The organism is Bacillus salipaludis, from assembly GCF_030938565.1.
In the GTDB taxonomy this organism is placed as follows: Bacteria; Bacillota; Bacilli; order Bacillales; family Cytobacillaceae; genus Neobacillus; species Neobacillus salipaludis_A.
The window spans coordinates 5,464,046-5,488,715 of record NZ_JAVGVR010000001.1; the positions used below are offsets into that span (position 1 = coordinate 5,464,046).

A 24,670-nucleotide genomic window follows, 5' to 3' on the forward strand; every position below is an offset into this window, starting at 1 on the left:
TCAAAACCCGCAAAAATTTAAGAATAATTTAAGGTTCGGCTTTTAAACTACTATCAGAAAGAAGGAAAGGAGATAAGAAAATTGGATAAAAAACAAAGAATCTCTTGGGGCGTCAGCTTTGGGAGCTTGGCATTAGTCGCAGGGATGGTATCCTATCTCGGACTATCAAATGGAAATAATAATCAAGCAGCAGTGAGTCAAAACTCTCAGGCTAATCAAAATACAAATCAACAAGCACAAAATAATCTTGATTCCAGTGGAAATCAGTCATCAGGAGATTCCAATTCGAATTCAAATTTTAGTTTTGATGATAATCAAGCATCGCAATATGGGCAAGGGAACCGCGATGATTCTTTTCAGCAAAATCAAGATCAATTTTCTGGCGGTAGTCATTCATTTGGGCATCATGATGGCTTTGACACAACAACGGGTGGTACCTGATGTATCAATATCAATTTAACTCCATGAGTACAATGGTGAAAATCTCGATTAACCAAGAAATGTTTGCGAATGATTTGATGCCGATCTATAAACTTTTTGATTTAATCGAGTCCACCTGCAGCCGGTTTATAGAGGATAGCGAATTATCCCAATTAAATAAACAAATAGGCAAACAAGTAACCGTTTCTCCTGAAATGTTTTCGATCCTAACAGATGCTGAACAATATTTTCTTGAAACTTGTGGTGTTTTCAATCCGGGAGTATTAACTTCGCTTGAAAGCAGCGGTTATGTAAAATCAATTGAGCATATTAAAGGACAATCATTTAAATTACCCGGCCTTTCCCCGAATGTATTTCATAATAATAAACCATTTGTTTTAGACAAGAAACAGCAATCAGCCATTCTTTTTTCAAAAATTGACTTAGGCGGAATTGCTAAGGGCTGGGTGATTGACCGGGCAGCAGAATTATTAGAAAAAATAGGATTTGGCTTTATTAATGTCGGCGGGGATATACGCATTTTTGGAGCATTGCCGCGGTCATTAAATATTGGAATTGAGAGTCCATTTGATTTTTCCAACCTCCTCTCCTCCATTCAGATTGAAAGTGGTGCGGTTGCAACCTCAACTTCCATGAAAAGAAGGTGGAAGTTAAACGGGGAGTGGCAGCATCATTTGATAGATCCTCGAACCGGCCAGCCGTCTGAGAGCAATATTGTTTCAGCGACCGTGACCGCCCCCACCGCTGTTGAAGCGGATGTATGGGCAAAGACCGTTCTTTTATTAGGAGATAAGGATGGAAAGAGTTATATCCGCGAAAAAAGAACCCAAGCAGTACTCATTGATCAGGAGGGAAAAATTTGGAGAGGAGGAATTTTTGAGGGAAATGTTAGGTAAAAGAAAAAACGATTCCACTTGTGGAATCGTTTATTTGGTTTCACCTGTCCAGTTCATCATGCCGCCAATCATATTGCGAACTTTATAGCCTTGTTCCTGCAGGTAGTAGCAGACATTTTCACTACGGCGGCTTGAGCGGCATATGAAGATATATTCTTTATCCTTATCGAAATAATCAAGGTTGACCGGGATATCTCCCATCCGGATATGCTTTGCACCCGGAATCATTCCCTCAGCAACCTCTTCATCTTCCCTTACGTCAACAAGCTCCAGCTTTTCCCCTTGCTCAAGCTTCGACTTTAATTCTTCCGGAGTAATAATTTGAATTTCCTCCATATTAACCATCCTTTCAGAAAGCATCCTCCAGCTTTTTGCTGGAGGATGTTCAATTGTATTAGTTTGCCACGATATTGACTAGCTTACCCGGAACCGTTATGACCTTGCGAATAGTTTTTCCTTCGATTTGTTCCTTCACCCGGTCATCGTCCATGGCGATACCTTCTAACGCTTCTTTACTCGCATCTGTTGGTACCTTTAGCTTTGTTTTCACTTTGCCATTTACTTGGATGACAATTTCAACTTCTTCATCGACAAGCTTTGCCTCATCATATGCTGGCCATGTTTCATAGGAAATTGTACCACTGTGGCCTAACTTTTCCCAAAGCTCTTCTGCAATATGCGGGCAGACTGGTGAAAGTAATTTCACAAAGCCCTCCATATAATCCTTTGGAAGGACCGTTGATTTATATGCTTCATTGATAAATACCATCATTTGTGAAATAGCCGTATTAAAACGTAAACCTTCATAATCCTCTGTAACTTTTTTTACAGTTTGATGATAAATTTTTTCCAAATTAGCGGCTTCCTCGTTTGGCTGGATCTTCGGATTTACCTCGCCATTCTCTTCCACTAATAAACGCCAAATCCGGTCTAGGAAGCGTCGTGAACCGTCAAGGCCATTCGTTGACCATGCAATTGAGGCATCAAGAGGTCCCATGAACATTTCATATAAGCGGAGCGTATCAGCACCATGGCTATCCACGATATCATCCGGATTGACGACATTTCCTTTAGATTTACTCATTTTTTCATTATTTTCGCCTAAAATCATTCCTTGATTAAATAGCTTTTGGAATGGTTCCTTCGTTGGCACAACACCAATATCATATAAAAACTTATGCCAAAAACGAGCGTAAAGTAAGTGAAGCACCGCATGCTCTGCTCCGCCAATATAGGTATCAACTGGAAGCCAATGCTTTAATTTTTCTTCAGCAGCAAGTGCCTGATTATTTTTTGGATCAATATAGCGTAAATAATACCAGCAGCTGCCTGCCCATTGCGGCATCGTATTGGTTTCACGACGGCCTTTTTTACCAGTTTCTGGATCAACCACATTTACCCAGTCATCGATATTAGCAAGTGGTGATTCACCTGTTCCAGAAGGTCGTATTTCCGTTGTTTTTGGTAGCATTAACGGAAGTTCTTCTTCCGGCACAGCGGTCATTGCGCCATCTTCCCAATGGATAATTGGAATTGGTTCACCCCAGTAACGTTGGCGGCTGAATAACCAGTCACGTAAACGGAAGGTTACTTTCTTAGTGCCAATTCCTTTTTCTTCAAGCCAAGCAATCATCTTTTGAATTGCTTCTGTTTTATCTAAACCATTTAAGAATTCAGAGTTAATATGTTCCCCGTCACCTGTGTACGCTTCTTTTTCAATATCACCGCCAGCAACTACTTGCTTAATAGGCAGGTCGAATTGTTTAGCGAATTCGTAGTCGCGTTCATCGTGTGCCGGAACCGCCATAATTGCACCAGTTCCATAGCTTACTAATACATAATCAGCAATCCAAATCGGCATTTTTTCACCATTTACTGGATTTATGGCATAAGCACCTGTAAATACGCCTGTTTTCTCTTTTGCAAGATCTGTCCGCTCAAGATCACTTTTGGTTTTTACTTTATCTAAATAAGCATCCACTGCTGAACGTTGCTCAGCGGTTGTAATTTTTTCAACAAAAGTATGTTCAGGGGCAAGTACTGCATAGGTTGCTCCATATAGTGTATCGGGTCTGGTTGTGAATACAGTGAAGGTTTCATCATGTCCATCGATTTGGAAGGTGACTTCAGCACCTTCAGAGCGGCCAATCCAATTGCGCTGCATTTCTTTCAGACTTTCCGGCCAATCAAGTTCTTCAAGGTCTTCAAGCAAACGGTCAGCATAGGCAGTAATTTTCAACATCCATTGCTTCATTGGACGGCGTTCTACCGGATGTCCTCCACGTTCGCTTTTTCCATCGATGACTTCTTCATTTGCTAATACGGTTCCAAGTGCCGGACACCAGTTAACCGCCACTTCATCAATATAAGCAAGACCCTTTTCCCATAGTTTCAAGAAAATCCACTGGGTCCATTTATAATATTCAGGATCAGTTGTGTTTACTTCACGGTCCCAATCGTAAGAAAAACCTAGTGATTTAATTTGTCTGCGGAACGTGTTAATATTGTGTTCGGTGAATTCTGCCGGGTCATTTCCGGTATCCAACGCATATTGTTCTGCAGGTAAACCAAAGGCATCCCAGCCCATTGGGTGAAGAACATTATAGCCCTGCATCCGTTTCGTACGTGAAAGAATATCTGTTGCTGTATAGCCTTCAGGGTGTCCGACATGAAGTCCGGCACCGGAAGGATATGGAAACATATCAAGCGCATAGAATTTTCGTTTATCATACTCTTCGCTTGTTTTGAATGTTTTCTCTTCTTCCCACTTCTTTTGCCACTTCTTTTCGATTTGTTGATGGTCGAAACTCATAAGATTTTCCTCCTTAAAAATAAAAAAACTCTCATCCCTAAACAGGGACGAGAGGATTGTATGTATCTTCCCGCGGTACCACCCACATTAGTGTTAAAACACTCGCTTCATTATCCTTAACGCGGTAAACGGCAAACATTACTATTCTTTCGTGCCTGCAACTCCTAGGCGAGTTCATGATGTACCCGATTGACTTTCACCAGCCGTCAACTCTCTAAACGGGCAGGAACCATTACTATTCCTAATCCATGTCTTTCAATATAAAGATATACGGATATTGTATAAAATTTCCCGGCAATTTGCAAGATAACAAAAGCCTAAATTCAGAATTGCCGCATTCCTTCTCTTTTAAACATAAAAATAGACAAAGAGGTTAAAAAAACCACTTTGTCCATTCCATACGGACAAATCCTCAGATTTGTCCACGAACGGTGCCTGTCACCGTTGCGCGGTCATAGATTAGGGTTGTGACGATAGCCACCAAAAATAATGCGATTAATACTGTAAATAAAGTGGACATGCTGTATAGATCGACGATTATTCCGCCTAATAGCGGACCGAGCATCCTGCCGCCGGTGGCAGTGCTATTGACAATTCCTTGGTAGAATCCTTCACGACCCTTAGGTGATAAGGCAAAAGCAACTGTTGGGACCGCGGGCCAAATAAACATTTCCCCAATTGTTAAAATAATCATCCCCATTAGAAACCCCAAAAAAGCATTTGAATTACCAGCTACGACAAATGAAATAATAAAAATGATGATTCCTGTCACCATCTGTACCTTTAACGAAGTAACCCAGCGTTTTAAAACACTATTTAAAACTGGCTGGCCAAGAACGATGAGTGCACCATTTATCGTCCATAATAAACTATATTGTGATAATGAAATATGGATTTCCTGCGTATATGAAGCAATCGTTGTTGTCCATTGAACATAGGCTACCCAGCATAGCAAGTAACCAGAACATAGGATAAGTAATGATTTTAAATTCCTTTTGTTTTTTACCTGAATATGTTCTTCTTGCTTTTTCATTTGTTTTACGGTACTCACAGTAATATTCCTATAGCCAAAAACGGCAATGAAGAAAAATATGATATACATAACAGCATTTGCTAGAAAAATTAATTGCATAGAATAATCAGCAACAATTCCGCATAGAGCAGCCCCTACTGCTACACCCAGGTTTTGGGCAACATACACAGCATTAAAAGCTTTTCGACCACCCTCAATCCATACAGAACCTGCCATAGCGTACATCGAAGGAAAGATAATGCCAGTTCCAAGTCCAATGATGGTTAAAAAAATCACGTATTCCGGCCAGCCATGCCAAATCGAAAGGCCGATGATGGCAAACAATGAAACCCCAATACCTGATAAAATTGATTTATAACCCCCATACTTATCAAAAAAACTACCGCCAATTAGGTTACCAATAACACTTGCACCAGAGTTTAACATAAGAACAACCCCAGCCATTGATAAACTTTTTCCTAGATGATCATGAATATAGATTGTATTTAAAGGCCATAAAAAAGAAGAGCCAGTTGAATTCACTGCCATCCCAATAATTAACAGCCATAATGCACGCGGCATGAAAATTCCCCTTTACATATAAATATTTCGAAACCCTACATAAGTGTAGTGTACTTTTACCTAACGCGCAATCCTTTTTCATTGCCTTATTTCGACTGAAAAATCAAATATAAAAAACCCCCAACAATATGTTGAGGGTTAACAACTTATTAAGAAGATTGTTCCTTTTCTTGATGAAATTTCGATTTTACTGGTTGACCGCCTGTCTCTTCATATTTCTTTTTTGCCTGTTTTACTAAATCAACATCCTGACCTAACTCTAAATCGTTATTATTGATGCCATTCCTTGTTTTTTGTTCCGGATTTTGCTGTTTCGACCGTTTTTTCACCAAAGTTTCCTCCTCATTGGTTACTCAAGAATTTGTGTATTTTGATAAGGCCCCTGTAAAATCATTGTATTTTGAATCTGTTGCAGCTGTAGTCTCATTCTGTGCAGCTGCTCCCTTTGTTGTCCATTTGCAAATTGTGCCATTTTACAAACATCCTGATAAGTTTGTTCTAGTCCTTGTAGGGCATTCGTATAATCATCGTTATTATAATGTTGTTGAAGGCTGCCTTCCCGATATTGATCCTGGGCAAATCGAATAGCATCCTCACATTGCTGAATTAAATGACTCATTGAATCACGAGTAGCCATCTTAGAACCCCTTTCCTATTGCTGTAAACCCTGAAGCGCACCGCTTCAATCCTTATTTTGTTCTCGATTTCTTTTCCTATAACAGCAAATAAAATCCATTTGGATAAGCCTATACTTCATGATAAAATTTACTTTATGTGCTTCTTTATAAAATTTTTTAATAAGGAGGTTTTCGAATGATTGAAACGAAACCTTTTCCATATGCATTAGATGATAAACGTTACCATACGTGGAATTATCATCTTCGCCACCATTTCGGCCACAAGGTTTTTAAAGTGGCATTAGATGGCGGATTCGATTGCCCAAACCGTGACGGTACGGTGGCTCATGGAGGCTGTACCTTTTGCAGCGCTTCAGGTTCCGGGGACTTCGCCGGAAACCGTTCCGAGACATTAGAAACCCAATTTCTTGAAATAAAAGAAAAAATGCATACAAAATGGAAAGACGGAAAATATCTGGCCTATTTCCAAGCGTTCACAAATACCCATGCACCTGTTGGGGTCCTTCGTGAGAAATATGAAGCAGTACTCAAACAGGAAGGCGTTGTGGGCCTGTCGATTGCCACCCGCCCGGACTGTCTTCCAGATGATGTGGTGGAATATCTGGCTGAATTAAATGAAAGAACTTATCTTTGGGTCGAGCTTGGTTTACAGACTGTTCATGAGCGGACAGCCATGTTAATTAACCGCGCTCATGATTTTCGATGCTATGTTGAGGGAGTTAACAAGTTACGAAAACATGGGATTCGCATTTGCTCTCATATAATTAACGGCCTGCCGCTTGAAACGAATGAAATGATGATGGAGACTGCTCGTGAGGTCGCAAAATTAGATGTTCAAGGGATTAAAATCCATTTACTTCACCTTTTAAAAGGGACACCAATGGTAAAACAATATGAAAAAGGTATGCTAGAGTTTCTTTCCCAAGAAAACTATGTAAGCCTAGTATGTGACCAATTAGAAATTTTACCACCCGAAATGATTGTCCATCGCATTACCGGTGATGGACCAATTGACTTAATGGTTGGACCAATGTGGAGTGTAAATAAATGGGAAGTTTTGAATGCAATTAATGCTGAGCTAAAAAGAAGAAACAGCTGGCAGGGGAAATTTTTTCAAAAGGGGAATATCCAATGAAATTAGAGCGGATTCTTCCTTTTGCAAAACAGTTACTAGCCAAAGCTGTAAAACCTGGTGATATTGCTGTTGATGCAACACTTGGGAACGGACACGATAGCCTATTTTTAGCGGAGCTTGTCGGCGAAAATGGTAAAGTATATGGTTTTGATATTCAAGAAGAAGCCATAGAAGCAAGTAAAGAACGGCTGTCCGAGCATAACATGCACGAACGGGTAACACTTTTTCATGAAGGACACGAGAAAATTAAACAAAAAATTCCCGCTGCTGATTGCGGAAAAATAACAGGAGCAATTTTTAACCTCGGATATCTACCAGGCAGCGATAAAACGGTTGTCACAAAACCTGAAACGACTATTGCAGCGGTTGAGCAGCTTTTAAACATAATGGAGCCTGAAGGAATCATTATTCTTGTCATTTATCACGGTCATTCTGAAGGTGCATTTGAGCGTGATGCGGTACTAGAGTATTGTCAAACACTCGACCAAAAGTCTGCTCATGTCCTAATGTATCAATTTATCAACCAACAAAATCATCCGCCATTTATTGTGGCGATTGAAAAACGTTAAAAACCAGGTTTGAAAAGGCCTGGTTTTTTACTTTATCAATCTTGTAGCAAATGATGGCACCCATTTTTGAAAAGAACGATAAGCTAGTCCATTTATAAAAAAGAAGTAGCTAATGATTCCGCCGGTCTTTATGATTTCCTTTGCTAATTTCCGAACATTCTTTTGTTTTCTTACTTTTCGATCCGATAAATAAATCCCTAACAAACCGCGATTAATCAACTGGTGGAATTTCTTGTGAGGAAGGTATTCTGTATGACGGTCAGCTTCTAAAACAAAGTGTTTCAACCTTTTAAAGAGCTTTTCCTGATTTTCATAATAGAAACAAAAATTTAAATCTCCTCCCTCAATATCTTCCTCTTGATCAATAAAATAATCTAATAAAATATGCAGGCCTTGTATATAAGGAAAATAACCTTTACGGATATTTTCCCCATCCTTCTCCTGAAATCCTCCCGCATCGCATAGGAAATAAGGCAAAAAATCCCAAGTGTAGAACCAGAGCATGCAGAAAACTCGTACCATTCCATGTCTGGAAGTTGACTTTTATAAAGATTAAACCAATTTTCCAACCTAGGTACCCGCTCTTCTTTTACCACATGCTTGTGAATTTGCAGATCACAATAATAGCTGCAAAGCTCTAGAAGGTATTTCTTGATTAACTCATAATTTCCCATTTCGTTTAATACCGAACGACATGTTTCAGCCAAATCATTTAAATAATCATCATCATCCTGGTCTTCACGAAGGCGATAATAATTTTTCCTTGTTGCTTCAATTGATAGTGCATCTGTCATGGATTCGTGAAGTGCGGCAAAATCGTTTGGATCAAGGGATGTACTACGGTCACAAAGATTGTCCAAATAATCGCTAATGGTTTGATAAGCAACAATAAATTTAACGGCTTTTTTATAATGCTTATTGGCAGTTAATGCTAGGATTGCACCACCTTCACAATGGAAGGTTTTATGCTCAATGCTGGCAAGTGCCTGGGTTCGCAACTCCGAATTTGGAATATTTTCTGCGCGTTTTTTCCAGTAGCCTAATTCTTGGTGCACAGCCGGAATGATTTTACGGTATACGTTTGACATTAGATTGATTGGCATCATCGAAAAACTCATCATTCCACCTCTTTTTTATACAATATACCCAATTGCTTTCAACTGACTGGTAACAAAGTCTTTTGCGTATTCAAAAACCTCTTCCCGCTCTGGCTCGTTAAAAATCTCATGGTACAATTTTGGCCATTCCTTAAATCTTTTTTCTGAAAATAGGGCATGGTTAAACCAATCTTTTACCGCTTTTTTATTGACAATTTTATCATCCCCACCCTGCATTACAAGGATAGGTACATCATGCGTTTTTTCCAAATTTAAAAAGCCAAGCTTCATTGCTGTCGTTAATTCACGATACCATCTGACAGAAACCTTTGTCACATATAGAGTATCATTTACATCGGCTTCCCTTACATCCAGATTCCTTGTCGCCATTTCCACCGTTAAACCAGAATTGATTCGAAAGGAAGGGAAAACAAAATTCAAACCATACGAGAGAAACTCTAAAAACCTGGATGGCTTTTGGACAAGGCCAAGGCAAGGGGAAGAAAGAATCACACCGGCTAAATTCATTCTCTCCTCCTGCATGAGCCGAATCGAAATTAAACCGCCCATGCTGTGACCTAGTAAAAATACAGGCAGATTGTAGCGATAGGCAGCCTGTACCCAGTCCTTCACTTCTAGTATGTATTCATCAAAAGAATCAATGTGGCCCCTGCGGGTTCTAGTGGTCATGCCTTGACCGGGAAGATCGGCCATGATGACATGAAAGCCAGATGTTCTCCACATTTCAATTAGCCAACCGTAGCGGCGATGATGTTCCATTGCCCCATGAACCATCACAATAACCGCCTTAGCCTCCCCTTCTGCTTCCCACTTCCACATTTTCCTTCCTCCTTAGAAACCGCAAGCGCTGCGTGCTAGAACGAAACAATAGACAAAATATTAGAACCCTAGTCATAATTATTATATTATTTTAACATAAGTTACAAAAATGACATGCATTTAATGAGAGACGTTCAAATACTTTTTATTTCTTCCTCGTTTTAGTTAAAATAAAACCATCACCTAGAAAGGGGAAAAAATGAATGATTTATCCTTTTAAAAATAAATACCCACAAATTGCTGATTCAGCATTTATTGCTGACTATGTCACCATCACCGGCGATGTTACCATCGGAGAAGAATCAGGGGTATGGTTTAACACATCCATCCGCGGGGACGTAGCACCTACCATTATCGGTAATAAGGTAAACATACAGGACAATTCCGTCCTGCACCAAAGTCCAAATAATCCGCTCATTTTAGAAGATGAAGTAACCGTTGGTCATCAAGTCATTTTACATAGTTGTATTATTCGAAAAAAGGCATTAATCGGGATGGGTTCCATTATTCTAGATCAAGCCGAAATTGGGGAGGGTGCATTTATTGGTGCTGGCAGTCTTGTTCCGCAAGGTAAAAAAATCCCTCCAAATACATTGGCATTTGGCAGACCAGCAAAGGTCATTCGCGAATTAAACGCTGAAGATATTAAAGACATGGAAAGAATCATTCGGGAATACGCAGAAAAGGGTCAGTATTATAAATCACTGCAAACAAAAAACTAAGGGATGATGATAAGTCCCTTAGTTTTTTAATACTTCTGGCTCTCTTGTAAACTCCCTCTGAAATGAGTACTTTTCTTCAATATATACCTGATGCCAGATCATGAACATAAGCACGGTCCAAATTTTCCGGCTGTAATCCCCTTTACCCTGACAATGCTCATCCAATAACTTCAATAAATAGCTTTTATTGATTAGATGATCAGTCTCGCTTTCACGGATGGTAGATTTCGCCCATTCATTCATTTCATCCTTCAGCCAGTGGCGAATCGGGACAGGAAACCCCAGCTTTTTTCGATTTAACACATGATCCGGCACAATTCCCTCTACAGCTTTTCTTAAAATATACTTTGTCGTTCCGTTTGCTGTTTTCAGACTTTCAGGTATTTGAGAAGCAACTGCAAAGACCGACTTGTCTAAAAAGGGAACACGCAACTCTAAAGAATGGGCCATCGTCATTTTATCGGCCTTCAATAAGATATCGCCCCGCAGCCATGTATGAATATCAATGAACTGCATGCGGTTAACAGGGTCATATCCTAATGATTCTTGATAAAAAGATTTAGTAATCTCCGTATAATTCAAACCTTCTTGATAAACATTCAGCAACTCCCGCTTCTGTTCTTCCGTAAACATTTTGGCATTCCCAATATAGCGTTCCTCCATTGGAGTTACCCCGCGTTCAATAAAGCTTTTCCCTTTTGTACCTTCCGGCATAACGGAGGCCATCCATTTTAAAAATAATTTCACCACTCTTGGGATTTTATTAAAAACCTCCAGTGAATGCGGTTCCCGGTATATATTATATCCGCCAAAAAGCTCATCCGCTCCTTCACCGGAGAGAACCACCGTCACATGCTTGCGCGCTTCACGGGCTACGAAATAAAGAGGAACACATGCCGGGTCGGCAAGTGGGTCATCCATATGCCACATGATTTTGGGGAGTTCAGCCATATATTCCTCAGGTGGAATCACATAACTAATATTTTCAACTCCAAGTTTATCTGCCGTTTCCTTCGCAACATCAATTTCACTGAATCCATTTCGTTCAAAACCTACTGAAAACGTCTTAATCGCCGGGTGAAATTCCTTTGCTAATGAGACAATAATAGACGAATCAATTCCTCCTGATAGGAAGGAACCGACTGGAACATCACTGCGCATATGAATTTTTACCGATTCAGTGAGTACATCCCTGATTTCTTTTATCACATCAAATTCCGATCGGTTAATAGGATGAAACTGCGCTTTCCAGTACCTTTTTATTTCCATCGCAGTGCCAATTCTTTTTGTAAAAAAATGTCCAGGTTCTAATTTTTTTATTCCTTCTGATAAGGTTTCCGGTTCGGGGACAAATTGATAGGTAAAGTAGTGCTGCAAGGCATTATAATTCAGAACCTCATTTTTACGTGCAAGCAAAATGCTCTTTTTCTCGGAAGCAAAGAAGGTTTTTCCATTCTCTTCAAAATAGAAAAATGGTTTAATGCCAAAGGGATCCCGTGCTCCAAAAAGCCGCTGTTCCTGTTTGTCCCAAATAATAAAGGCAAACATACCACGAAGTTTTTCAACAGCCTGCTCTTTTAAATGACTGTAAAGAGCGACAATGACCTCCGTGTCAGAACTTGTGGTAAATTCAATTCCTTCCATTAAAAGCTCTTCACGTAATTCAATATAGTTATATACTTCACCATTAAAAATAATCCAATAACGTTCATTTTCAAATGTTAATGGCTGTTGCCCACTTTCAATATCAATGATACTTAAGCGGCGGAACCCAAATTGAACATATTCATCATGATAAAACCCATCATCGTCAGGTCCACGATGGGTAATGATATCATTCATCGTTTTAAATTGCTGTTTTTGTTCATCCCTATAAACCCTTGGCTGATCATCGACACAGCCAATAAATCCGCACATCGTATCTCACCTGCTTCATATTAAAATATAGATATTATCCAGTTTTCACCTGTTTAGGATGACTTAAACATCCTATTCTTCTTACCGGTTATGTATGTGACGAAAAAAGAGAGTTACACGGTTGTGTAACTCTCTTCCTTAAAATGTTTATTGATTTGCTTGTTCGCGAAGGGCGTCAGCTTTGTCTGTACGCTCCCAAGGAAGATCAACATCTGTACGTCCGAAATGTCCGTAAGCTGCTGTTTGTTTGTAAATTGGGCGGCGAAGGTCAAGCATATTGATAATGCCTGCAGGTCGAAGATCAAAGTTTTTACTTACTAATTCAACCAAAATCTCTTCGTTTACCTTACCTGTACCAAATGTATCTACAGAAATGGATACCGGTCTTGCTACACCAATAGCATATGCAAGCTGTACTTCACATTTTTCAGCAAGTCCTGCAGCAACGATATTTTTTGCTACATAACGCGCTGCATAGGCAGCAGAACGGTCAACCTTTGTAGGATCCTTACCGGAGAATGCACCACCGCCATGACGAGCATAGCCGCCGTACGTATCAACGATAATTTTACGGCCAGTTAGACCTGCATCCCCTTGAGGCCCGCCGATAACGAAACGGCCAGTAGGGTTAATGAAGTATTTTGTATTTTCATCAATTAGTTCTTTTGGTACAACCGGATTAATTACATATTCCTTTAAATTGCGTTGAATTTGCTCAAGAGCAATTTCAGGATGATGCTGGGTTGAAATAACAATGGTATCAATCCGAACTGGTTTATCATTTTCATCATATTCCACTGTTACTTGAGTTTTTCCGTCTGGACGAAGGTATGGAAGAATCTCCTCTTTACGAACTTCAGTTAAACGACGTGCTAGCTTATGAGCAAGTGAAATTGGAAGCGGCATAAGTTCTTTTGTCTCATTACAAGCAAATCCAAACATTAAGCCTTGGTCTCCTGCACCAATTGCTTCAATTTGTTCATCAGACATTTGACCTTCACGTGCTTCAAGTGCCTGATCAACTCCCATTGCAATGTCAGGTGATTGTTCATCAATTGAGGTTAATACCGCACAGGTTTCGGAGTCGAAGCCATATTTTGCACGGTTATAACCAATTCCTTTAATGGTTTCACGAACGATTTTTGGAATGTCCACATAAGTAGAAGTGGTGATTTCACCGGCAACAAGAACTAATCCGGTTGTAACTGAAGTTTCAGCTGCAACACGTGCATTAGCATCCTTTGCTAAAATGGCATCTAAAATGGAATCAGAAATTTGGTCACAGATTTTATCAGGATGACCTTCGGTTACTGATTCAGAAGTAAACAAACGACGTTTTGTTGACAATCTGAATTCCTCCTAAATTTATTATATGAGGTTATCTGTGTCGGCTTTTAAACCTTTTCCATTTAACCTCGGGCTGATACGGTACTCATTCCCTTAGTAGTATGAAATAAATACGGGCATTTTATGAGAAAAACAAGCCCATTGTACATTTTCAAGGGTAGAAATAAAAGATTACTGCACCAAAACAAAAAACCTTTCCATTTGAGGAAAGGTCAAGAGCATACTGTTTCCGCGCCTTTCACTCTTATCGTTCAAGGTCTAGCCTTGCTTCAGGTTTAGCACCTTTGCTTAGAAAATGACCAGTTTAAAAAGGAATATCCTTTTGTCGACTGCTTTCCTGAAAATAGCAGGTTGCTGGGTTTCATTGGGCCTGTCCCTCCACCAGCTCGGGATAAGAGAGTATCCGTTCAATTTTAAATCTTAACCTACCATGTCGAAGGATGTCAATCAATTTTTCAAAAATAAACCAACAATAAAAATCAGCGAAAAAATTATTTTTTGTAAAAAATAATATTAATGAACATTTTGCCTAAATAAACGCATTAATTTATGAATAATGTATAAAATGTTAGTTATTTTTCGAATTAGTATAGACTAATAAATTAAATGTGTTATACTTTTTATCAAGATGCAGTCCCTGCTAAAAAAACTAAAAAGGAAGGTCCCATCCAAATGAATTCTCTTCATATCCCTAATGAATTAAATCAATTATTAGATGAAAAAAATGTTCAAATCCAACTATCCGTTCCGCAATTGGTAGAGAAAGTATTAAGCCGTAATGAAGGAACTTTAACCTCATCAGGTGCTATCAGTGTAGCAACTGGTAAATATACTGGACGTTCTCCTCACGACAAATTTATTGTTGCTGAAGGATCTACAAAGGATAAAATTGATTGGGGAAACAATCAGCCTATTTCTGAAGAAGCATTCACAAACCTTTACAATAAAGTCCTTGACTATTTAAAGACAAAAGAAGAAATCTTTGTTTTTAAAGGATTCGCCGGGGCAGATAAAAAATCTCGCCTGCCAATCCAAGTGGTTAATGAATATGCGTGGCATAACCTATTTGCCCATCAATTATTTATTCGTCCTAATGCAGAAGAGTTATTAGCACACGAAACGGGCTTTACCGTTATTTCCGCACCAAATTTTAAAGCAAATCCGGCTGTTGATGGGACAAAATCCGAAACATTTATTATTATTTCTTTTGAACGCCGCACTGTCTTAATCGGTGGTACAGAATATGCGGGAGAAATGAAAAAGTCCATTTTCTCTGTCATGAATTATTTACTACCTGAAAACAATATCCTTTCCATGCACTGTTCTGCAAATGTTGGCCAAGAAGGTGATGTCGCTTTATTCTTCGGTCTATCTGGAACAGGTAAAACAACGCTATCTGCAGATCCAAATCGCAAATTAATTGGTGATGATGAACATGGCTGGTCTTCCAATGGAGTTTTTAATATTGAAGGCGGCTGCTATGCAAAGACCATTAGTCTTACTCGTGAAAAAGAACCGCAAATCTTTGATGCCATTCGTTTTGGAACTGTGTTAGAAAATGTCATTACGAATCCTGAAACAAGAATTCCTGATTATGATGATAACACATTAACAGAAAATACACGTGCAGCTTACCCAATTCAAGCGATTGATAACATTATTGAGCCAAGCATCGCTGGGCATCCAAATACAATCGTCTTTTTAACGGCTGATGCATTCGGCGTACTGCCTCCAATCGCTAAATTAACAAAGGAACAAGCAATGTACCATTTCTTGAGCGGTTATACATCGAAGCTTGCCGGTACAGAACGTGGAATCACTTCACCACAGGCTACATTCTCAACTTGCTTTGGGGCGCCATTCCTGCCGCTGCCTGCAAAACGTTATGCAGAAATGCTTGGTGAGAAAATCCTTGAACACGGTGCAAATGTTTTCCTTGTAAACACAGGCTGGACTGGTGGAGAATATGGCGTTGGCAACAGAATGAAGCTTTCCTATACAAGAGCAATGGTTCAGGCAGCTCTTGAAGGTGAATTAAATCATGTTGAAACTGTTCAGGATAAAATCTTTGGTCTTCATATCCCGCTTCACATTGCAGGAGTTCCAGACGAGGTGCTTCAGCCTAACAAAACATGGTCTGACGCACATGCATATGAACTGAAAGCAAAAGAATTAGCTGAACAATTCCGTCAAAACTTCAAAAAGTTTTCATCTGCCGCAAGCGATATCGAAGAAAAAGGCGGACCAATCGCATAATATGAAAAAGGGGTGCCATTCCAAATGAATGGCATCTCTTTTTTTATCTTGATTTAGGTTTATCTGTGGTGAACGCACTTTTATCTGGGATAAGGGGACATTTATCTGCGTTACTGGATGATGTATCTGCGATAAACATGCTTTTATCTGCGAAACTGATTTTTTAATAAAAGAAAAAGCAGGTGTAAAAACCCCTGCTTAATTCGTTGAATTCAATGAAATTAATTGGTACGTAATTTTAGTTGTTTTCTCCTGCCATTCTACTTTCCGAATGACCGCTGTTCCATTAGAATCACTTTGTATCGTTTTTCGAACCTCAATCGGAATATCAATTGGATAGAGCCTGTATCCTTCTTTTACTAAATAGAACAGATTTTCTTCTACCCGCTTTTCATTTCCTTTTGTCACTATCATCGTGTTTAACTCAAGAGGCATGCCCATATGACCCACTCCTCTGCTAATTGGTTACTTCCATTCTATCATCTTTTGATTTGCCTTTTCATCCAATTCGTTAAATCTTGGACAATTTTTCGATTTACCCCCGGAGGAAAGTAATGAGTGTATGACTCAAAATACCAGGGCTCTACAGACTTGTTTAAAGCTTTCAGCCTCCGTTCAAGACGATATGCGTGTTCAACCGAAACATTATGATCATTCACTCCATGGATAATTAAAACAGGTGCTTTTAACGCCTCCATTTTAAATAAGGGAGTCCGTTCCTCATATCGCTCAGGAAATTTTTCAGGTGTACCGCCAATCACTCTTTTCATCATTCTACGCAAATCAGTGCGCTCCATATAGGTCAAGGCCATATCACTTACCCCTCCCCATGTAACAAGGGATGCTGCCTCTGGAAATTGAATTCCTGTTAAGAGCGCCATCACCCCGCCTCGTGAAAAACCAAAAATATGAATATGCTGAACCTTTGGAAGGGATTTTAACAGCAAAAAGGCCGAAAATGCATCCTCCCTGTCTTCACCGGCAAAATCTTCATTCCCTTCTCCACCCTGATTTCCCCGGTAAAACGGTGCAAAAACAATAAACCCTTCCGCTGCAAACTGAGCAATTCTAGCTGGTCTAACTCTTCCAACATTTTTAATCCCGCCGCGTAAATATAAAAATCCTTCATTTGTTTTTTCATATTTTGGCTCTGCTAGCATTCCTTTCACCTTTAATCCATTTGAAAGGTAGGTAACAAGCTTCAGCTCAACATTCGGATTTGGGGAGGGAAACCGATCCATTTCAATGATTTTTCCTGTATCTGCATTCAACGCAACCACTCCCTATTTATTAAAAAATTTTGTCACTGGGCATTCACACATTTTTTCCCTTTTCATACGATATCGTATGCAAAAGCAGCCCAGATTTTTGAAGATTAGGAGGTTTAACATGAAAAAATGGCTAAAATTCAGTTTCTCAACGCTTCTTATTGCTATTCTTATGTTTTCACTTGCAGCCTGCAATAATGATACTACGAAGACAAAAAAATTGGAAAAAGTTCGGTTAGCTGAAGTAACGAGGTCAATTTTTTACGCACCTGAATATGTTGCCCTAGAAAAGGGATTTTTCAAAGCTGAGGGATTGGATGTAAAACTAACGACTACCTTCGGTGGCGACAAAACCATGACAGCATTACTGTCCGGTGGAACAGATATTGCATTAGTCGGTTCAGAAACTTCCATTTACGTTTATACCCAAGGAACAGATGATCCGGTGATAAACTTTGCTCAACTAACACAAACAGATGGAACATTTCTCGTTTCCAGAGAAAAAATTGATAACTTTTCATGGGATATGCTGAAAGGAAAAACCTTCTTAGGACAGCGTAAAGGCGGTATGCCTCAAATGGTGGGGGAGTTTGTTTTAAAGAAACACGGAATTGATCCGCATAAAGATTTAAATTTAATTCAAAACATTGATTTCGCAAATATTTCCAGTGCTTTTGCTTCCGGGACTGGTGATTTTGTCCAATTATTTGAGCCGACCGCCAGTATTTTTGAAAAAGAAGGAAAAGGTCATATCATCGCTTCGTTCGGCACCGAATCAGGTCATGTTCCCTATACCACTTTTATGGCAAAGCAAAGTTATATGAAGGAGCATAATGCAACAGTTGAAAGATTCACCAGAGCCATTTATAAAGCTCAACAATGGGTGAAAACGCACAGTACTGAAGAAATTGCTAAGGCGGTTCAGCCTTATTTCCAGGACACGGACTTTGAAATTATTAAAATGGTGGTTGATCGTTATAAAAATCAAGGGTCTTTTGCTACAGACCCAATTCTCGATGAAGAAGAATGGAACAATCTCCAAAACATTATGAAAGAAGCAGGCGAACTACCAAAGCAAGTTGATTACAAAACATTAGTGAATACCAGTGTTGCAGAAAAAATCATACAAAAATAATGACACCAAGGCTCTAAATTTTTTTAAAACTACTTTAGGAGGCGGTCCGATGAGTTTCTTAGCCATTAATGAAATCCATCATACCTATTTGACAAAAAACTCCGTGACCACGGCCCTCTCCGATGTTTCTTTAAAAATCGAGGAAGGGGAATTTGTCTCCTTTCTCGGCCCAAGCGGCTGTGGAAAAACAACGCTTCTATCCATTATTTCAGGGTTACTTAAACCGACCCAAGGGACGGTACTTCTCGAAAATAAACCTATATCCTCGAACAACAATGAAATTGGCTACATGCTTCAGCAGGATTACCTGTTTCCTTGGAAAACAATTGAGGAAAATGTCCTTATGGGACTGAAATTATCAAACCAGCTGAATGAAAAGTCGAAAACGAAAACATTACAGCTTTTAAATCAAATCGGTCTAAAAGGTGTGGAGAAACAACTGCCAAAACAATTATCTGGAGGAATGCGGCAGCGTGCTGCACTCGTTCGAACATTAGCAACAGAGCCTAAGTTGTTGATGCTGGATGAACCCTTTTCAGCACTTGATTATCAAACAAAGTTAAAATTAGAGGATCTAGTCTCTAACACATTAACAGAGTTAAACAAAACAGCCATCCTTGTTACACATGATATTGGTGAGGCCATAGCCATGAGTGATCGGGTATTTTTGTTTTCAGCAAGACCTGGGAAGCTCCATCAAACTTTTCAAATTCCAAATGAGCTAAGAGATTTATCACCACTTGAAGCCCGAAACCACGAATTATATTCCAACTTATTTGAGATGATATGGAAGGAGTTGGAGTCCCTTGAATCCTCATAAAGTAAAACAGCTTCACCAGGAATACCTGCACTTCTTAAAGGTTGAAAATAGATGGGTAAGATTTTATCAGCTGTTAATTTTCCTCTTATTTTTTATAGGTTGGGAAGTTGCAAGCAGACTCCATTGGGTTGATCCGCTCATTTTTAGTTCCCCTTCCAAAATTGGGTTATTATTTTGGGATAAAATTCAAGATGGAACATTGCTTGATAACACGATGGTCACATTAACTGAAACCATTTTCGGTTTTATTTTAGGGACATTACTGGGCACTATTATGGCTGCAATATTATGGTGGTCCCCGATGATTTCAAAAATTTTCGATCCATATTTAGTAATCTTAAATGCTTTGCCAAAAGTGGCCCTTGGTCCAATTTTAATTGTCGCTTTAGGTCCGGGTTATCCTTCGATTATTGCTATGGGAGTCATCATATCTGTTATTGTGACAACCATCGTAATTTATACGTCCTTTCGCGAAGTTGATCCGAACTATATAAAAGTTCTGCGAACATTTGGTGCCACTCGTTTTCAATGCTTTAAAGAAGCGATTCTGCCGGCCAGTTTTCCAACGATTATCTCAACTTTAAAGGTAAATGTCGGATTATCATGGGTAGGAGTAATTGTAGGAGAATACCTTGTATCAGCTAAAGGGCTAGGGTATTTAATTATTTACGGCTTCCAGGTATTTAATTTTACATTAGTGATGCTGTCACTCCTTGTTGTTGCCGTCTTAGCAACGATTATGTACCAACTTGTGGACTTTATTGAAAAAAAACTAATAAAAGAATAGCGAAAATGTATCACTATTCTCGGGCTGTCGAAAAACTTTCGATAGCCTTTTATTTCATTCACTTTCTTTCTTATAATTTACCGCGTTTATTTATTATAAGAAGTTAAAATATAGCTGTTCAACTGGTCTGTTGATTTACGCTCCAGGCACTTCGCTTTCCGCGGGCGTGCCGGGGAGCCCCCTCAGCGCTTTGGCGCTTCCGGGGTCTCACCTGCCCCGTACTCCCGCAGGAGTCTTCGTGCCTTCCGCTCCAACCAACAGGTGTATTCAATAAAGACTATAACTCCCAATAAATAATAAAAATAAGTGGTAAATTTAATGTTTAAGCTAAAAAAGTCAAGGCAAAGTGAAAATGAATTTGTCTCTATTGATGAACTAGTTCCAGATGAGGAATTAAATAATTGATTTGCACCCCTGTTAACCGGAGCGAAAATCAACAGGCCCTTTTGGAGGGACAATAATAAAATGGGTATTAGATTTAAACAAAGTAAAAAATTGCCGAGAAAAATACACTTTCTCGACAATCTGAGAATAGCGAAAAAATATCGCTATTCTTTTTAGTTTTTTCATGCCTCTCATGCAAATACAATCGTTTTATTCCCATGAACAAGTACTTTATCTTCAACATGCCAGGAAACCGCTTCAGCTAGAACCCTTTTTTCCACATGGCGCCCGGCCGTCTTTAGGTCCTCAACTGTAAAACGATGATTAATACGCTGTACATCTTGTTCAATGATTGGTCCTTCATCAAGATCATTCGTTACATAGTGGGCAGTAGCCCCGATTAACTTCACACCTCTGTTAAATGCTCTCACATAGGGATTTGCACCAACAAATGCCGGTAAGAAAGAGTGATGGATGTTAATGATTTGATTCGGGAAATGAGAGATAAAATTTGGGGAGAGAATTTGCATATACCTTGCCAATACAATAAAATCTACTTTCCCGTCAATTAGTTCTAACGCTTTATGTTCGGCCTCTTCTTTTGTCTCATGAGACATTGGAATATGATAAAAAGGGATGCCATAACTTTCAACTTCCTCTTTTAAATCGGGATGATTACTAATTACCAAAGGGATGTCCACCGGGATTTCCTTTGATTTCCACCTCCAAAGAAGCTCGGTGAGACAATGATCTGCTTTGGAAACAAAGATAGCCATTCGCTTCCTTTTTTTATTCGTGCTTAACTGCCAATCTAAAGCATGCTCCTCCCCTAACATATGAAGATCATGTTCAAGTTTTTCAAATGAAGTATCTAATTCTTCCAAATCAAACTCAATCCGCATGAAAAATACACCAGAGTGTGGGTCCGTTGTATGTTGATCAAAATGGACAATATTCGCTTTGTGTTCTAATAAAAAATTCGTTACTGTGGAGATAATACCTGGCTTTTCTGGACAAGAAATTAATAGTACCGCACGATTCAGCTTTAACTTTGTGATCATTTCCTCTCTCACCTTCCTTTATGCATGAATGGCCTTTCCATCTACCGCTAGTGCTGCTTCACCTATTGCTTCGGCTAATGTAGGATGTGGATGGATTGTATGGGCAATATCCATTGCAGTCGCATTTAATACACGGGCAAGACCAAACTCGGTGATCATATCCGTTACATGAGGACCCACCATGTGAGCTCCTAACAGTTTATTTGTTCCTTCTTCAACAACAAGTTTGACAAATCCGTCTGATTCACCAAAAACGAGTGCCTTACCGATTGCACGAAATGAGAATTTACCGGTTTTTACTTGAAATCCTTTTTCCTTTGCTTCATCTTCTGTAAGTCCAACACTTGCTACTTCAGGACTGCAGTATACACATTTTGAAACAAGAGTTGGGTCAAGTGCATTAGGACTTTCTCCAGCTATATGTTCAACAGCAATGATTCCTTCATGTGAAGCGACATGAGCAAGCTGCAAGCCGCCAATAACATCACCAATTGCGTAAATGTTCGGTTCTTTTGTTTGATAGGAATCATTTGTTTTAATAAAAATTCCATTCATTTCAATGCCCGTTTTTTCAAGTCCAATTCCTTCCGTGTTTGGTAATCTCCCTACGGAAACTAAAAGTTTATCGGCAGAAAATGATGTTTCTTTCCCTTTATGCTCTGCCTTTATCGAAACACCATCACCTTTTTCAAGCGTTTCCGGTAGAACTTTTGCCCCTGTGATGATTTTTACTCCCTTTTTCTTTAGTAAGCGTTGGATTTCCTTTGAAACATCTTTATCTTCTGTCGGTAAAATACGATCAGCATATTCAAGCACAGTAACCTGTGTACCGAAGTCCACAAGCATCGATGCCCATTCTATTCCAATCACCCCACCGCCAACAATTATGATGGAATTTGGAAGTGTTTCCATTTCTAAGGCTTCATCTGATGTCATCACATACTTTTCATCTGCCTCCAAGCCATAGAATGTTCTTGGCCGGGAACCTGTCGCAATTAAAATATTCCGCGGGCTTATAATGATTTCTCCGCCATCATTGTTCAATTCAACTAATACATCTTTTGACTCCAAGATACTGCCTTTTCCATCATAAACATCGATTTTTCCTTTTTGCATTAGATGTTGGATCCCCTTAAAAAGACGTTCTTGGATTTCTTCTTTCCGAGCTTGTACTTTTGAAAAATCAAGTCCAATTTCAGGGGCAATGACACCAAACCGCTCTGCATTTTTTGTTTGAGAATATAATTCTGCACTTCTTAATAAGGCTTTGGTTGGGATACACCCAGCATGAAGGCATGTTCCACCTATTTTCCCTTTTTCAACAACCGCTACTGTTAAACCCAATTGAGATGCGCGAATGGCAGCTACGTATCCTCCAGGTCCACCGCCGATAATAACAACATCATATTCTTTTGTCATTTTCGTTTCTCCTTTCCAAACAAAAATACCTATAATACCTACCGGAAAACTTAGATTATAAGTAATAAAAATTAGAGATATTCATTGCATCTTACGACACAACCAGGTTCCCATTAATCGATTTCAATTGCACATGCACTTGAGGTAAAGCTGTCTCCAACTAGAAACCCCTGTTCAACTTGATAATCAATTTCTGTTTCTTCATCTAAATAGCGTTTAGTAAAACGATCCAGCCGGATTTGTATTCCTTCCATTTCAATGCATAAATCGTTTCGACGCGATTCATCAAAAACAATTGAAAACTTAACGGACATCCCGCAGCCCCCTGTTACATCCGCATCAATCCGGGGACTTCTTCCTTCCGTCTCAATCAGCTCTTTAAGTTTGTCTATCGCAGCTTCTGTCACTTTTAACTTCATAGGACCACGCTCCTCTTCTCCTAATCACTTATTTACCTTTATTGTGCCTTCGCTTTTGCTGCATTGACCTGTTCATCTGCATGATAGGAGGAGCGAACGAGCGGACCCGCTTCGCAATGACTAAAGCCTTTTGACATGGCGATTATTTTAAGTTCTTCAAATTCTTGCGGACTCCAATATTTTTGGACTTTTAAATGATGTTTAGTAGGTTGCAAATACTGTCCAATGGTCATAATATCCACATTGTTCGCGCGAAGATCATCCATCGTTTCGATAATTTCCTCTTTTGTTTCTCCAAGGCCAATCATAATGCTTGACTTTGTTGGAATAGAAGGATTCATTTCTTTTGCGCGCCGCAAGAACTCAAGGGAACGATCGTATGTAGCCCGGGCACGTATTTTTGGTGATAAACGTTTCACTGTCTCAATATTGTGATTTAAAATATCAGGCTTTGCATCCATTAACGTTTTTAAATTTTCATATTTTCCATTCATATCAGAAGGTAGAACTTCAATGCTGCAAAATGGATTACGACGTCTGACGGCTCTGACCGTTTCTGCAAAAACCCCGGCTCCCCCATCTTTTAAATCATCACGGGCAACAGCCGTAATCACGGCATGCTTTAATCCCATCAGCTCCACTGATTCTGCTACGCGTTCTGGCTCTTCCCAATCAAGCTCTGTAGGAAGCCCTGTTTGAACGGCACAGAATCGACAGGCCCGTGTACATACACTTCCTAAAATCATAAAGGTTGCCGTTTTTCGAGATGCCCAGCATTCATGAATGTTCGGACATTTTGCTTCTTCACAGACGGTATGAAGCTTTTTTTCACGCATCATCGATTTTAACCCGGTATATTGCTCATTCGTATTTAATTTTATCTTAAGCCATTCTGGTTTACGTACATACTCAGTTGCCATCTTATTCACTCCTATGAACGGAACATATAATCTGTTAAACTTGAAAATTATCTGTGCAAGGGAATCCCTGCACAGACGGAAGGTTTCTTTTATCCCGCATTAACGGGCAGTAAGAACCCCCGCTTCAAGGCCAAGTGGAAACAGGAAGCATAAGTGGGGGTCCAACTGCCCGTAAAAGCCCGATTGGTTCAAC

The 24,670-nt window shown here is 39.5% G+C and carries 23 protein-coding genes, 1 pseudogene, 1 riboswitch and 1 other annotated feature; of the genes and pseudogenes, 9 read left to right on the forward strand and 15 right to left on the reverse strand.

Translation table 11 applies throughout. The annotated features are described in order from the left end of the window. Positions 1–81: 81 nt before the first annotated feature. Together RCG21_RS27210 and RCG21_RS27215 are read left to right on the forward strand one after the other, a co-directional pair. Entirely contained in the window at positions 82–441 is a 360-nt protein-coding gene (locus RCG21_RS27210; RefSeq protein WP_308913944.1) for a hypothetical protein, read from the forward strand. Next, complete coding sequence (locus RCG21_RS27215) at positions 441–1,337, forward strand: FAD:protein FMN transferase (RefSeq protein WP_133334281.1); 897 nt, start codon at positions 441–443, stop codon at positions 1,335–1,337. The genes RCG21_RS27210 and RCG21_RS27215 overlap by 1 nt, the downstream gene beginning before the upstream one ends. A 30-nt stretch (positions 1,338–1,367) precedes the next feature. Here RCG21_RS27215 and RCG21_RS27220 read toward each other — a convergent pair whose 3' ends face one another. The 5 genes from RCG21_RS27220 to RCG21_RS27240 all read right to left on the reverse strand — a co-directional run bounded on the left by RCG21_RS27220 (position 1,368) and on the right by RCG21_RS27240 (position 6,380). Then, positions 1,368–1,673, reverse strand: coding sequence for a rhodanese-like domain-containing protein (locus tag RCG21_RS27220; RefSeq protein ID WP_133334280.1), 306 nt, complete (start codon positions 1,671–1,673; stop codon positions 1,368–1,370). A 58-nt stretch (positions 1,674–1,731) separates the two neighbouring features. Next, the gene (gene leuS, locus RCG21_RS27225) at positions 1,732–4,149 is read right to left on the reverse strand and encodes a leucine--tRNA ligase (protein ID WP_133334279.1); all 2,418 of its coding nucleotides are present in this window, start codon (positions 4,147–4,149) and stop codon (positions 1,732–1,734) included. Between the two features lie 40 nt (positions 4,150–4,189). Then, positions 4,190–4,407, reverse strand: a binding site (T-box leader). Between the two features lie 154 nt (positions 4,408–4,561). Continuing rightward, positions 4,562–5,743 carry an MDR family MFS transporter gene (locus RCG21_RS27230; protein WP_133334278.1) on the reverse strand — a complete coding sequence of 394 codons (1,182 nt, stop codon included), beginning with the start codon at positions 5,741–5,743 and terminating at the stop codon, positions 4,562–4,564. Positions 5,744–5,892: 149 nt separating this feature from the next. Beyond that, entirely contained in the window at positions 5,893–6,072 is a 180-nt protein-coding gene (locus RCG21_RS27235; protein ID WP_026572131.1) for a hypothetical protein, read from the reverse strand. A gap of 20 nt (positions 6,073–6,092) precedes the next feature. Continuing rightward, on the reverse strand, positions 6,093–6,380 hold the full coding sequence (locus RCG21_RS27240; RefSeq protein WP_026572130.1) for a YtzC family protein: 288 nt from the start codon (positions 6,378–6,380) through the stop codon (positions 6,093–6,095). A gap of 176 nt (positions 6,381–6,556) precedes the next feature. Between RCG21_RS27240 and mnmL the strand changes: the two genes are divergently transcribed. Together mnmL and mnmM are read left to right on the forward strand one after the other, a co-directional pair. Beyond that, on the forward strand, positions 6,557–7,516 hold the full coding sequence (mnmL, locus tag RCG21_RS27245) for a tRNA modification radical SAM protein MnmL/YtqA (protein WP_133334277.1): 960 nt from the start codon (positions 6,557–6,559) through the stop codon (positions 7,514–7,516). Then, positions 7,513–8,085 (forward strand): tRNA 5-(aminomethyl)-2-thiouridylate-methyltransferase MnmM, encoded by a 573-nt coding sequence (gene mnmM / locus RCG21_RS27250; RefSeq protein ID WP_308913945.1) that lies wholly within the window; start codon positions 7,513–7,515, stop codon positions 8,083–8,085. The genes mnmL and mnmM overlap by 4 nt, the downstream gene beginning before the upstream one ends. 27 nt (positions 8,086–8,112) lie before the next feature. Here mnmM and tbcS read toward each other — a convergent pair. Next, positions 8,113–9,203, reverse strand: a pseudogene (tbcS, locus tag RCG21_RS27255) (tetraprenyl-beta-curcumene synthase). Positions 9,204–9,218: 15 nt separating this feature from the next. Beyond that, the gene (locus tag RCG21_RS27260; protein ID WP_133334274.1) at positions 9,219–10,022 is read right to left on the reverse strand and encodes an alpha/beta hydrolase; all 804 of its coding nucleotides are present in this window, start codon (positions 10,020–10,022) and stop codon (positions 9,219–9,221) included. Positions 10,023–10,225: 203 nt separating this feature from the next. Between RCG21_RS27260 and RCG21_RS27265 the strand changes: the two genes are divergently transcribed. Continuing rightward, positions 10,226–10,744, forward strand: coding sequence for a gamma carbonic anhydrase (locus tag RCG21_RS27265; protein ID WP_133334273.1), 519 nt, complete (start codon positions 10,226–10,228; stop codon positions 10,742–10,744). 18 nt (positions 10,745–10,762) lie between these two features. Here the strand turns inward: RCG21_RS27265 and asnB are convergent, their stop codons facing one another. Together asnB and metK are read right to left on the reverse strand one after the other, a co-directional pair. Beyond that, positions 10,763–12,661, reverse strand: coding sequence for an asparagine synthase (glutamine-hydrolyzing) (gene asnB / locus RCG21_RS27270; RefSeq protein ID WP_133334272.1), 1,899 nt, complete (start codon positions 12,659–12,661; stop codon positions 10,763–10,765). Positions 12,662–12,808: 147 nt separating this feature from the next. Beyond that, entirely contained in the window at positions 12,809–14,008 is a 1,200-nt protein-coding gene (metK, locus tag RCG21_RS27275; RefSeq protein ID WP_133334271.1) for a methionine adenosyltransferase, read from the reverse strand. A gap of 241 nt (positions 14,009–14,249) precedes the next feature. Next, positions 14,250–14,406, reverse strand: a riboswitch (SAM riboswitch). Between the two features lie 274 nt (positions 14,407–14,680). On the opposite strand from metK, the gene pckA reads away from it, so the two are divergent. Further along, positions 14,681–16,264 (forward strand): phosphoenolpyruvate carboxykinase (ATP), encoded by a 1,584-nt coding sequence (gene pckA / locus RCG21_RS27280; protein WP_133334270.1) that lies wholly within the window; start codon positions 14,681–14,683, stop codon positions 16,262–16,264. A gap of 198 nt (positions 16,265–16,462) precedes the next feature. Here pckA and RCG21_RS27285 read toward each other — a convergent pair whose 3' ends face one another. After that, positions 16,463–16,705 carry a DUF2584 domain-containing protein gene (locus RCG21_RS27285; protein ID WP_026572121.1) on the reverse strand — a complete coding sequence of 81 codons (243 nt, stop codon included), beginning with the start codon at positions 16,703–16,705 and terminating at the stop codon, positions 16,463–16,465. Between the two features lie 38 nt (positions 16,706–16,743). Then, complete coding sequence (locus RCG21_RS27290; RefSeq protein WP_133334699.1) at positions 16,744–17,505, reverse strand: alpha/beta hydrolase family protein; 762 nt, start codon at positions 17,503–17,505, stop codon at positions 16,744–16,746. A 148-nt stretch (positions 17,506–17,653) separates the two neighbouring features. Between RCG21_RS27290 and RCG21_RS27295 the strand changes: the two genes are divergently transcribed. The 3 genes from RCG21_RS27295 to RCG21_RS27305 are packed head-to-tail and all read left to right on the forward strand — an operon-like array spanning position 17,654 to position 20,274. Then, positions 17,654–18,667: an ABC transporter substrate-binding protein gene (locus tag RCG21_RS27295; RefSeq protein WP_133334269.1), complete on the forward strand. Its 1,014-nt coding sequence runs from the start codon at positions 17,654–17,656 to the stop codon at positions 18,665–18,667. A gap of 49 nt (positions 18,668–18,716) precedes the next feature. Further along, the gene (locus tag RCG21_RS27300) at positions 18,717–19,487 is read left to right on the forward strand and encodes an ABC transporter ATP-binding protein (protein WP_133334268.1); all 771 of its coding nucleotides are present in this window, start codon (positions 18,717–18,719) and stop codon (positions 19,485–19,487) included. Beyond that, positions 19,474–20,274 (forward strand): ABC transporter permease, encoded by an 801-nt coding sequence (locus RCG21_RS27305; protein ID WP_133334267.1) that lies wholly within the window; start codon positions 19,474–19,476, stop codon positions 20,272–20,274. Before RCG21_RS27300 ends, RCG21_RS27305 begins: the two co-directional genes overlap by 14 nt. A 575-nt stretch (positions 20,275–20,849) precedes the next feature. Here the strand turns inward: RCG21_RS27305 and purU are convergent. From purU to lipA, 4 genes are all read right to left on the reverse strand, one after another. Next, positions 20,850–21,719 carry a formyltetrahydrofolate deformylase gene (purU, locus tag RCG21_RS27310; protein WP_133334266.1) on the reverse strand — a complete coding sequence of 290 codons (870 nt, stop codon included), beginning with the start codon at positions 21,717–21,719 and terminating at the stop codon, positions 20,850–20,852. 18 nt (positions 21,720–21,737) lie between these two features. Further along, positions 21,738–23,138: a dihydrolipoyl dehydrogenase gene (lpdA, locus tag RCG21_RS27315; RefSeq protein WP_133334265.1), complete on the reverse strand. Its 1,401-nt coding sequence runs from the start codon at positions 23,136–23,138 to the stop codon at positions 21,738–21,740. 113 nt (positions 23,139–23,251) lie between these two features. Further along, on the reverse strand, positions 23,252–23,557 hold the full coding sequence (locus RCG21_RS27320; protein ID WP_133334264.1) for an iron-sulfur cluster biosynthesis family protein: 306 nt from the start codon (positions 23,555–23,557) through the stop codon (positions 23,252–23,254). Between the two features lie 38 nt (positions 23,558–23,595). Beyond that, positions 23,596–24,477, reverse strand: coding sequence for a lipoyl synthase (lipA, locus tag RCG21_RS27325; protein WP_133334263.1), 882 nt, complete (start codon positions 24,475–24,477; stop codon positions 23,596–23,598). Between the last annotated feature and the right edge of the window lie 193 nt (positions 24,478–24,670).